The organism is Cupriavidus sp. MPR-AND1C, assembly GCF_058809705.1.
This window is the reverse complement of the sequence record NZ_JBXASU010000154.1, coordinates 1-10,856: the sequence shown is the minus strand read 5'-3', so window position 1 is coordinate 10,856 and position 10,856 is coordinate 1. Positions and strand designations below refer to the sequence as shown.

The 10,856-nt window shown below is 65.8% G+C and carries 11 protein-coding genes; 1 reads left to right on the top strand and 10 read right to left on the bottom strand.

The features are described 5' to 3' along the window. Window positions 1-144 precede the first annotated feature (144 nt). The 10 genes from AC1RWI_RS36980 to AC1RWI_RS36935 form a co-directional block, all read right to left on the bottom strand. Window positions 145-999 carry a DMT family transporter gene (locus AC1RWI_RS36980; RefSeq protein ID WP_492870784.1) on the bottom strand — a complete coding sequence of 285 codons (855 nt, stop codon included), beginning with the start codon at window positions 997-999 and terminating at the stop codon, window positions 145-147. A gap of 55 nt (window positions 1,000-1,054) precedes the next feature. After that, the gene (gene gloA, locus AC1RWI_RS36975; RefSeq protein ID WP_006162781.1) at window positions 1,055-1,462 is read right to left on the bottom strand and encodes a lactoylglutathione lyase; all 408 of its coding nucleotides are present in this window, start codon (window positions 1,460-1,462) and stop codon (window positions 1,055-1,057) included. 116 nt (window positions 1,463-1,578) lie between these two features. Continuing rightward, window positions 1,579-2,463: a M48 family metallopeptidase gene (locus AC1RWI_RS36970; protein WP_043343764.1), complete on the bottom strand. Its 885-nt coding sequence runs from the start codon at window positions 2,461-2,463 to the stop codon at window positions 1,579-1,581. Beyond that, window positions 2,460-3,212 carry a lysophospholipid acyltransferase family protein gene (locus tag AC1RWI_RS36965; protein WP_043343766.1) on the bottom strand — a complete coding sequence of 251 codons (753 nt, stop codon included), beginning with the start codon at window positions 3,210-3,212 and terminating at the stop codon, window positions 2,460-2,462. Before AC1RWI_RS36965 ends, AC1RWI_RS36970 begins: the two co-directional genes overlap by 4 nt. Window positions 3,213-3,229: 17 nt before the next feature. Next, complete coding sequence (gmhB, locus tag AC1RWI_RS36960) at window positions 3,230-3,808, bottom strand: D-glycero-beta-D-manno-heptose 1,7-bisphosphate 7-phosphatase (protein WP_043343769.1); 579 nt, start codon at window positions 3,806-3,808, stop codon at window positions 3,230-3,232. Between the two features lie 29 nt (window positions 3,809-3,837). Beyond that, on the bottom strand, window positions 3,838-5,970 hold the full coding sequence (gene glyS, locus AC1RWI_RS36955; RefSeq protein WP_043343773.1) for a glycine--tRNA ligase subunit beta: 2,133 nt from the start codon (window positions 5,968-5,970) through the stop codon (window positions 3,838-3,840). A gap of 36 nt (window positions 5,971-6,006) precedes the next feature. Next, window positions 6,007-6,663, bottom strand: a complete 657-nt coding sequence (locus tag AC1RWI_RS36950) for a hypothetical protein (RefSeq protein WP_043343775.1) — start codon at window positions 6,661-6,663, stop codon at window positions 6,007-6,009. Next, window positions 6,660-7,610 carry a glycine--tRNA ligase subunit alpha gene (gene glyQ, locus AC1RWI_RS36945; protein ID WP_492870783.1) on the bottom strand — a complete coding sequence of 317 codons (951 nt, stop codon included), beginning with the start codon at window positions 7,608-7,610 and terminating at the stop codon, window positions 6,660-6,662. Before glyQ ends, AC1RWI_RS36950 begins: the two co-directional genes overlap by 4 nt. A gap of 480 nt (window positions 7,611-8,090) precedes the next feature. Beyond that, on the bottom strand, window positions 8,091-9,698 hold the full coding sequence (lnt, locus tag AC1RWI_RS36940; protein ID WP_492870782.1) for an apolipoprotein N-acyltransferase: 1,608 nt from the start codon (window positions 9,696-9,698) through the stop codon (window positions 8,091-8,093). Next, the gene (locus AC1RWI_RS36935) at window positions 9,695-10,567 is read right to left on the bottom strand and encodes a CorC family transporter (RefSeq protein WP_043343787.1); all 873 of its coding nucleotides are present in this window, start codon (window positions 10,565-10,567) and stop codon (window positions 9,695-9,697) included. Before AC1RWI_RS36935 ends, lnt begins: the two co-directional genes overlap by 4 nt. A 28-nt stretch (window positions 10,568-10,595) precedes the next feature. Between AC1RWI_RS36935 and AC1RWI_RS36930 the strand changes: the two genes are divergently transcribed. Then, window positions 10,596-10,856, top strand: a 261-nt coding sequence (locus AC1RWI_RS36930; RefSeq protein WP_492870781.1) for a hypothetical protein, incomplete at its 3' end; no start/stop codon positions are given.

Below are 10,856 nucleotides of genomic sequence, written 5' to 3'. Positions count from 1 at the left end.
TTTTTGCCTAATTTTTTGGCAAGAAAAAAAAGTAGGTCGCCGCCCCGCAGGGGTGGTGAAACTGCAGTTGATTTTGCAGTTAAGCCCTTGAATCTGAAGTTGATTTTGCAGTTGCAGTTGCAGCCACCTCCCCACCCAGCCCCTTTACTCCCGCCGATTCACCAAAACAATCCCCCCCAACACCAGCACCGCGGCAATCGCAAACCGCATGCCCACGGCGTCATGCATCAGCACCACGCCAAACGCCACCCCGAACAGCGGCGTCAAAAACGAAAACACCGACAAGCGCGAAGCCAGGTACTGCCGCAGTAGCCAGAACCACGTCAGGTAGCTGGCGAACGCAATCAGCACCGACTGGTAGAACAGGCTGGCCACCACCAAGCCGTCGACGCGCGCATGCAGATGCTGCCCGGCTGCAAGCGCCATGGACAGCAGCATCACCGCAGACACTGCAAGTTGATAGAGCAGCGTCTTGCTGGGCGCTGCCGAAGCCAGCCGGCTGGCGCGCACCACCACCGTGGTAGCGGCCCAGAGCAAGCCGGCCAGGATCCCCAGCGCATCGCCCGGCAACGTGCTGCCGCCATGCGCGGCCGGCGTGGCGATGCCATCGGCAAAGGCCAGCGCCATGCCGCAGAAGGCCAGCCCGACGCCCAACCATTGCCCGCGCCGCAGGCGTTCGCCGGCGACGCTCAGATGCAGGCCGAGTGCGGTAAAGATGGGCGCGGTGTAGAGGAACACCGCCATGCGCGAAGCCGTGGTGTGGCCGAGCCCGATGAAGATGCAGAAGAACTCGGCGCCGAACAGCAGGCCAGCCAGCAGCCCGGCGCCCAGCGTGCCGTCGTGTTGCCACAGCGGCGTGCGGCGCCAGGCGGCAAAGCCGAACACCAGCACGGCTGCCACCGCCGAGCGCACGCCGGCCTGGAGCACGGCGCCCATCAGTGGCGCCGTCGCCTTGATGACCACTTGCTGCAGTCCCCAAGCCACGCACAGGATGACCATCAGCGTGACGGCTGTGCCGTCGAGCGGGCGCCGGCTTGGCAGCGACGCGCTCACCTCAAGGACGGCTGGCGTCGCGCGTGGAATTGCGCTCGATCAGCTCGATCTTGTAGCCGTCCGGGTCTTCGACGAAAGCGATCACCGTGGTGCCGCCCTTGACCGGGCCGGCCTCGCGCACGACATTGCCGCCGGCGGCGCGGATGCGCTCGCACGTGGCTGCCGCGTTATCGGTTTCCAGCGCGATATGGCCGTAGGCGGTGCCCATCTCGTACTTTTCCACGCCGTAGTTATAGGTCAGCTCGAGCACGGCGGTTTCGGATTCCGGGCCGTAGCCGACGAAGGCGAGGCGATATTTGTATTCGGTGTTGTCGCTCTCGCGCAGCAGCTGCATGCCGAGGATGCGGGTGTAGAAGTCGATCGAGCGTTGCAGGTCGCCGACGCGGAGCATGGTGTGGAGGAGTCGCATTTTGGGACAGGCCTGATATTGTCTTGGGATAGGTCGATTATTCTAAACGGGATGGAAGCAATAGGTTTGCCTTGGCACAGGTGTGCCATTTTCCCGTTTTAAATCAAGGGCCCAGCCTAGAACGTGGGCAGCAACTCGGGTGGGTGGGCCCGCAATTGCGCGCGGGCATCACGGAACTCCGGAAAGATCGATGCCACCGTATCCCAGAACCTCGGGCTGTGGTTCATCTCCTTGAGATGCGCCAGCTCGTGGGCGGCCACGTAGTCGATCATCGACAGCGGAAAATGCATCAAACGCCAGTTCAGGCGGATCTTGCCGTCGGCGGTGCAACTGCCCCAGCGCGTGGCGGCGGAGGTCAGCGCAAACGCGCTATGCCGCACGCCGAGCTTTTCCGCGTAGATATCGAGCCGCTGTGCCAGCAGGCGTCGTGCCTGGTGTTGCAGCCAGCCTTGCACGCGATCCTTGATCTGCTGCTCGTCGGCATGCACGGGCAGCGCGAGATGCAGGATGCAGGCCTGGGCATCGAACAGCAGCACGCCGGCGGGAGACTCCAGCTGCAGCGTGATTGGCTTGCCCAGGAAGGGCAGGCTGGCGCCGTCGCGCCATTGCACGGTGGGCAGCACGCGGCGGGCTTCGCGGTGCTGCCATTCGCCCAGCTTGTTGAAGATCCAGCGCTGTTTTTCCAGAATGGCCGACTCGATGTCGGTCAGCGTGACCCAGCGCGGTGCCGTGATGGACAGGCCGCGGTCGTCCACGGTGAAGCCGATGGTACGGCGCGACGAGCGCTTGAGCGTGTAGTGCACGGCGCGCTCGCCCACCAGCAGCCGTCGTGCATTGGGCTGCGGCTGGGGCCAGGGCTGCGCCGCCGGGGAGTTGGGCTGCGCCGGCGCCAACCCGCCTGGCACCATGCCTGGCCCCCTGTCCTCGCCTGCTAGGGCGTCGGACAGCGGCAGCTCCATCTGGGAACCGGGGGAGTCGGGGGTCGGGCGCAGCAATTTCATGCGGGCGTTCTGCTCCGGTAGCTCTCGGCGTCGATTCTACGCATATCTTGTTCGATCCACGCCTCAACCTCTTGATTGACCTGGTCGGCCGTCTTGTTGGCTGAAGAAATCGGCGCGCCGACGGAGACCGTGATCAGGCCCGGGTACTTGAGGAACGAGTTGCGTGGCCACAGGCGGCCGGAGTTGACCGCCATCGGGATTACCCATGCGCCGGTCTCCACCGCAAGGCGTGCGCCGCCACTCTTGTAGCGTGTTTTCTCCAGGCCCGACGGGGTGCGCGTGCCTTCCGGGAACATGATGATCCAGGCGCCTTCGGCCAGCCGCTCGCGGCCCTGGCGCACCGCTGAGGCGAAGGCACGGGTGCCTTCCTTGCGGTTGATGTGCACCATCTTGAGCATGCCCAGCGCCCAGCCGAAGAAGGGCACCATCAGCAGTTCGCGCTTGAACACGAAGCACATCGGCTTGGGCATGGTGGCCAGGTAGGCCACGGTTTCCCACGCCGACTGGTGCTTGGACAGCACCACCACCGGCTTGTCGAGCATGGCATCGAAATGCTCGCGGCCTTCATAGCGGTAGCGGATGCCGCAGATCAGCGCCGCCGCACCGGTCACCAGCCGCGGCCAGCCGCGCACGAAGCGGTAGCGGCGGTCGGCGTTCATGAACGGAAAGACGATGAAGCACGCGCAGGCATAGGGCGGCGTCAGCACCAGGAGGAACAACGCGAACAGCAAGGAGCGGAGAAAAATCATCGGTGCGGGAGTTGGGTTCAGGAACCGGCCTGGCGCGGAGCGCCATCGCCGGTGAGCAGCCAGCGCGCAAAGGCGCGCAGGTCGTCGTGGATCAGCGTGCCGGGCGGCAGGCCGCCCTTTTTCTCGGTCTTGGGGCCTTTGCCGGTCAGCACCAGGTGCGGGGCGCAGCCTACCGCCAGCCCGGCTTCGAGGTCGCGCAGGGAGTCGCCCACCAGCGGCACGCCCTTGAGCTCGACGCCGAAGCGCTCAGCCAGCTGCTCAAGCATGCCGGGCTTGGGTTTGCGGCAATCGCAGCCATCCGCCGCCGTATGCGGGCAGAAGAAGACCGCGTCGACGCGCCCGCCCAGGTTGGCCAGCGCCTTGTGCATCTTCTCGTGCATGGCGTTGAGCGCGCTCATCTCGAACAGGCCGCGGCCGATGCCGGACTGGTTGCTGACGATCACCACGCGATAGCCGGCCTGGTTGAGCGCCGCGATTGCTTCCAGGCTTCCATCGATGGGGATCCATTCGTCCGGCGTCTTGATGAACTGGTCGCTGTCGAGGTTGACGACCCCGTCGCGATCGAGCACGACAAGCTTGGGCGGTGTCTGCGGCATGATGGCTTCCGGTTGTGGTGCCGGGCCGCTTACGCGGCCAGCTTGGAGATGTCGGCCACGCGATTGGCCAGCACATGCAGCGAGGCCAGCAGTGCGAGCCGGTTGGCGCGCAGTTGCGGGTCTTCGGCCATCACCATGACATCGTTGAAGAACTGGTCGACCGCTTCGCGCAGCTGCGCCAGGTCGCGCAGCGCGGTGGCGAAGTCGCCATTGGCGAAGGCGGCATCCACTTGCGGACGCACGCTTTCCACCGCCTTGTGCAGCGCGCTTTCGGCGGCTTCCTGGAGCAGGGCCGGCTGCACCGTACCCACGGGCTCGGTGTTCTTGCGCAGGATGTTGGTGATGCGCTTGTTGGCTGCGGCCAGCGCCTCGGCCTGGGGCAGGGCGGCAAAGGTACGCACCGCTTCCAGGCGGGCCAGGATATCGTCCAGGCGCTGCGGGCGCAGGCTCACCACGGCTTCGACCTCATGGGTGGTGTAGCCCTTGTCCTTCAGGTAGCCGCGCAGGCGGTCGTACAGGAAATCGGCAATCGCGGCTTGCGCCGGCTTGACTGCGGCAATGCCGGCGAAGGCTTGCTGGGTGAGTTCCAGCAGCGCGTCGATCGACAGCGGCAGCGGGGTTTCGACCAGCATGCGCAGGATGCCCAGCGCGTGGCGGCGCAGCGCGAACGGGTCCTTCTCGCCGGTGGGCGACAGGCCGATGCCCCAGATGCCGACCAGCGTTTCCAGCTTGTCGGCCAGCGCCACGGCCAGGCTCACCGGGCTGCCCGGCAGGGCGTCGCCGGCAAAGCGCGGGCGGTAGTGCTCCGAGCAGGCCAGCGCCACGCTCTGCGCTTCGTCGTCGTGGCGCGCGTAGTACGTGCCCATGGTGCCTTGCAGTTCCGGGAATTCGCCCACCATGTCGGTCAGCAGGTCGGCCTTGGCGAGTTCGGCCCCACGCATGGCGGCAGCCTTTTCCACGGCAATGCCGGCTGCGCCCAGCGCGTCGGCGATGTGTCCGGCGATCTGCTGCAGGCGCTGCACGCGGTCAAGCTGCGTGCCGATCTTGTTGTGATAGACCACGTTGGCCAGTTGCGGCACGCGCGAGGCAAGGGTCTTCTTGCGGTCCTGGTCGAAGAAGAACTTGGCGTCCGCCAGGCGCGGGCGCACGACGCGCTCGTTGCCGCTGATGATGGACTCCGGCGTATCGGTGGCCAGGTTGGAAACCACCAGGAAACGGTTGCGCAGGTGGCCCGCGGCATCGGTCAGCGCAAAGTACTTCTGGTTGGTCTGCATGGTCAGGATCAGGCATTCCTGCGGCACCTCGAGGAAGACCTCCTCGAAGTGGCAAGGATAGACCACCGGCCATTCCACCAGTGAGTTGACTTCGTCGAGCAGCGCATCGGGCATCACGACCTGGTCGGCGCCCGCTTGCTCCAGCAGCGCGGTGCGGATGCGTTCGCGGCGATCCGCGTAGCTGGCCAGCACGTGGCCTTGCGACGCCAGCACGGCGGCGTATTCGCCTGCATGCGCGATCTCGATCTCACCGCTGGAGAGGAAGCGGTGGCCGCGCGTGGTCCGGCCCGCTTGCAGCCCCAGCACGCTGAGCGGCACCACCTCGGTGCCAAGCAGTGCGATCAAACCGTGCGCGGGACGCACGAAATGCACCGTGCTGCCGTCCGGGCGCTGGTAGCTCATCACCTTGGGGATGGGCAGCTTGGCGATGGTGTCGTCCAGCGCTGCCTGCAGCCCCGCGCCCAGTTCGGCGCCGCGCGCGGTGTAGCGGTAGAAGAAGGCCTCGGCCTTGCCATCGGAGGCGCGTTCCAGGGTTTGCCAGTCGATTGCCTCGACGCCCACCGATTTGGCCAGGGCGGCCAGTTTCTTGGCCAGCGGGGCGGTGGGCTGGCCGCTGGCGTCCAGCGCCACGGTCAGCGGCAGCACTTTCTCGCGCTGCTCGCGGTCTGGCGCGTTACGGCGCACTTTGGTGACCAGCGCAGCCAGCCGGCGCGGCGTGGCGAACGCGGTCACGGCGGCACCGTCACCTACCAAGCCACGCTCGGAGAGGCCGGCGAAGAGGCCCTGCGCGAAGGCGTCGCCCAAGCGTGCCAGCGCCTTGGGCGGCAGCTCTTCGGTGAGCAGTTCGATCAGCAGCGTATCGTTCGAATCGGTCAGGAGTTGCGACATGAATCGTTTCCAACAAGTTGTGGCACGCGCTGCGTTTTAGCAGCGCGGTGCAATAGTAGGTTCTACGCCGGACAACAGCCACAGGCCGTTTTGCTGGCGAAATTGCAGCGTGGTTGCTACGCACTGCGTGTCTGCGCTGGTGCCATTGGTGCCGCCGCTTGCGCTGCCGCCACGGCCACCGGGGGCGGGACGGGGCGCGAAGAAGCGGGCATCGAGGCGGCGCAGCCGCTTGTCGTAGCGGATCTCGTCGATGCGCCCGCTCACCCAGAAGTCGATCCTGGGCGGCAGCTGCGCGGCCGAGTAGTACGTCTTGATCTGCCTGCGCACCCGCCCGTTGACCGTCTCGGTCTCAACCCACGAGAGCGGGTAGCGGATCGCGCTTTCATAGGCGCGCAGCGGCACGCGGTGCCAGCCCAGGTCCTTGGAGCCCGAGAGATCGCACGAGAACGTGCGCACCAGCTGGGTCCATTGGTCCAGCGAGTTGTTCGGGCCGAAAGCGCCATGCCAGTGCCGGTCGATCGCCTGCTGCAGGGCCTGCGGATTGGCCTCGCACACATTGGACAGGTCGGCCGGCAGGTACAGCACCTGTGGGCTCGGCATCGGCGCGGTGGCCTGGGCGGCGCCATGCGCCCCCAAGGCCAGCAGTGCCAGGGCAGCGCCTCGGCATAGCGCGCTGCGCGCTGCGCGGGTCATGCGGTGGCCTCGCGGTCGCACATCGGGAAGCCGAGCGACTCGCGCGAGTCGTAGTAGGCCTGGGCCACCAGCCGCGACAGGTTGCGGATGCGGCCGATGTAGGCCGCGCGCTCGGTGACCGAGATCGCGCCGCGCGCATCCAGCAGGTTGAACGTGTGTGCGGCCTTGAGCAGTTGCTCGTAGGCCGGCAGCGCCAGGCGCTTGGCGACTTCGGCCGGTGCATCCTGCTGCGTGGCTTCGGCGCCACCCATCAGGCGCTTGGCCTCGGACTCGTACTCAGCGAAGTGGCGGAACAGGATCTCGGTGTTGCTCTGCTCGAAGTTGTAGGTGGATTGCTCCACTTCGTTCTGGTGATAGACGTCGCCATAGGTCAGGCGGCGCGTCTTGCCGTTTTCTTCCCACTCGGTCCACACCAGGTCATAGATGTTCTCGACCTTCTGCAGGTACATCGCCAGGCGCTCGATGCCGTAGGTGATCTCGCCGGTAATGGGCTTGCAGTCGATGCCGCCAACCTGCTGGAAGTACGTGAATTGAGTGACTTCCATGCCGTTGAGCCAGACTTCCCAGCCCAGGCCCCAGGCGCCGAGGGTGGGGTTCTCCCAGTCGTCCTCGACGAAGCGGATGTCGTTTTGCTTAAGGTCCAGGCCCAGCGCTTCCAGCGAGCCGAGGTACAGCTCCAGGATGTTCTCGGGTGCTGGCTTGAGCACCACCTGATACTGGTAGTAGTGCTGCAGGCGGTTGGGGTTCTCGCCATAGCGCCCGTCCTTGGGGCGGCGCGACGGCTGCACATAGGCGGCTCGCCACGGTTCCGGGCCGATCGCGCGCAGGAAGGTGTGCACGTGCGAGGTGCCAGCGCCGACCTCCAGATCGATAGGTTGCAAGAGTGCACAACCCTGCCGGTCCCAGTAGGCCTGCAGGGTGAGGATCATTTGTTGGAAGGTCAGCATAGGCGAAGACTAGTAAGGGCCTGCACGCAGGCCAGCAAGCAAGGGCGGACGGCGTGGCGGCAAAGTTGCCGCGGCGCCTCACGAAGATCGTGCCAAACCCTGAATTCTATCGGTTTTTTTGCCGCCGCCAGCCATCGGCACGGCCCTTGCATACGTCAGGGCATCCAATCCCGCCCGCGGGGCTGGCATGTGGTGTCGGCGTTTTGCAACGAATCGGGTAAACACCGAAGGGTGCTAAAGGCCTGCCGGATACTGGCCGTTAGTGTTTTTGTATACAGTATTAGGCAGAGCTGTGCATAACAGCCGCAACCGTTTGAATCAATCCAGTTACGGGGACACCGGTCATGTCGCTACTTTCTCGCAAGCCTTATCTCGTCGCCATTGCCGTGATGATTGCCGCCGCCCTGCTCTCGGCCGTAGCGGCGTCGGCCTGACGACAGGCCTGGCGATGGGGCCGGCGCAGGCCGGCCCGGACTATCGTCAGCCTTGCCGGCGGCGGCGCCAGGCCGCCAGTGCCAGCACCAGCAGGCATGCCGCCAGCGCCGGTACATTGCCCCAACGCACGTAGGGGGTGAAACCCTGCGTGCCCTGCACATTGGCGGTGAGCGTGCCGACGGTGAAGGTCGGTAGTTGTTCCGCCACCACCCCGTCCGGCGTCACCACGGCCGTCATGCCGGTATTGGTCGAGCGCAGCATCGGCCTGCGCGTTTCCAGCGCGCGCATGCGCGAGATCTGCAGATGCTGGTCCAGCGCGATGGTGTCGCCAAACCACGCCAGGTTGGTCACGTTGGCCAGGATATTGGCCGGCACCTTCTGGCTGCGCAGGGTCTCGGCGATTTCCTCGCCGAACAGATCCTCGTAGCAGATGTTGGGTGCCACCAGGATGCCGCGCACCGGCAGCGGCGTCTGGTCTAGCCCGCCGCGGCGGAAATCCCCCAGCGGCATCTTCATCATGTTGACGAACCAATGAAAGCCGAAGGGGATGAACTCGCCGAACGGCACCAGGTGGTGCTTGTTGTAGCGGTACAGCCGCTCGGTCAGCGGGCCCAGGCCAAAGACGCTGTTGGTGAAATCGACCGGCGAATCCGCGCCGGCGGCGCCGAACAGCACGGTGGTGCCGCTAGCCACGGTGAAGTCGCGCACCGCGATGGCGATGTCCACCGGCAGGTCCTGCAAGATCACCGGGAACGCCGTCTCCGGCGTCACGACCAGATCGGCCGGGGCGGCGGTGATCAGGTCACGATAAAGCTCGAGCGAGCGCTGCACGCCGACCGGCTCGAACTTGATGTCCTGCGCCACGTTGCCTTGCAGCAGCCGCACCGAAATGGGCTTGCCGGCAGGCGTGGTCCAGGCGATCGGCACCAGCGCGGTGCCTGCCAGCGGCAGTGCCACGGCGGCCGCCAGGGCGATTGCGCCGGCACGCATGCCATGCGGGTTGGCGCGCTCATCGCGACCACGGCCAAAGCCACGCGCGGCGGCCACCAGCAAGGCGGCCACGGTCGCGGCCAGCGCGCCGATGCCATAGACGCCCACCAGCGGTGCGAAGCCGGCCAGCGGGCCATCGGTATGGGCGTAGCCGCTCGACAGCCACGGAAAGCCGGTGAAGACCACGCCGCGCAGCCATTCCGACAGCCCCCAGGCCGCCCCAAAGGCGAGTGGCGCAAGCAGCGCCGATGCGGTTGTCCGCGTACGGCGGGCGGTCAGCCAGTGCCACGTGGCGGCGGCCAGTGCCGGGTAGAGCGAGAGGAAGGCGCCGAACAGCAGCACGGCAAGCATCGCCATCCACGCCGGCATCTCGCCATAGACGTGCATGCTGATATAGAGCCACCAGATGCCGGAGAGGAACCAGCCGAGGCCGAAGGCGTAGCCGGTGGCGGCCGCGCCACGGGTGCGCGGCGCATCGGCGACCAGTGCCACCAGCCCCGCCAGCGACAGCAGTTGCAGCCACCACCAGGTGTGCGGCGCGTAGGCCTGGGTATGGGCCACACCCAGCACGGCAGCCAGCAGCAGGCGAGGCAGGCTCACGCCGCGCGCGTCATCGCGTCCGGCGCTGGCGGCGCCGGACCATGCCTGGACAACGCGCTTCATACGCCGTCCACGTCGGGCGGGGTGAGCGGGGCCTCGCGGCGCACCAGCATCAGGTGCGCCTGGCGGGCGTCGGCACGCAGGACTTCGAAGCGCATCGGCGGCAACACCACCACTTCGCCGCGATGCGGCACGTGACCCAGGTGGTTGCTCAGCAAGCCGCCCACGGTATCGACGTCGTGATCCGAGAATTGCGTGCCGAAGGTTTCGTTGAACTGCTCGATTTCGGTCAGTCCATGCACGCGCCAGCTGCCATCGGGCAACTGCACGATGTTGTCGTGGTCTTCGTCGAGGTCGAACTCATCCTCGATGTCGCCCACGATCTGCTCCAGCACGTCTTCGATGGTGACCAGGCCGGCGACGCCGCCGTACTCGTCCACCACCATGGCGATGTGGTTGCGGTTGATGCGGAAGTCGCGCAACAGGATATTGAGGCGCTTGGACTCGGGAATGAACACCGCCGGGCGCAAGGTCTCGCGCAGGTCGAACTCCTCATCGGTGTAGTACCGCAAGAGGTCCTTGGCGAGCAGGATGCCGATGATGTTGTCGCGGCTGCCTTCATAGACCGGAAAGCGCGAGTGCGCTGTCTGCCGCATGAAGGGAATGAAGCTCTCCGGCGCGTCGGCGATATTGACGGTGTCCATCTGGCCACGGGGGACCATGATGTCGCGCGCGGTGAGCTCGGATACCTGGAACACGCCTTCGATCATGGAAAGCGAGTCGGCGTCGATCAGGTTGCGCGCATGCGCATCCTGGAGCACCTCAAGCAATTCGGCACGGGAGTCGGGCTCCGGAGAGATGAAATCCGAGAGCCGTTCGAGCAGGGATCGGGGACGGTCGGCTGACTTCGAACTGGGATAAGGGTCGTTCATGGCGCGACGAGCGCGGGGTGGATATCGGTTGAAGGATACACTAAAAGGGTTTGGGGGCTGGGATAGGGGAGGTTTGGCGGGGATTGAAATGACAACAAGTTGGCTTCCGTTGCTTAGTGACAAGGGCAACTGCAACTGCTTAACGTCAACTTCAACGGCAGTTTCACCACCCCTGCGGGGCGGCGACCTACTTTTTTGTCTTGCCAAAAAAGTAGGCAAAAAAGGCGCCCCATACGGCCTGGGTGAACCTTCACGGCTCGCTTCGCATCGCGCACCGGTGTTTCCCGCC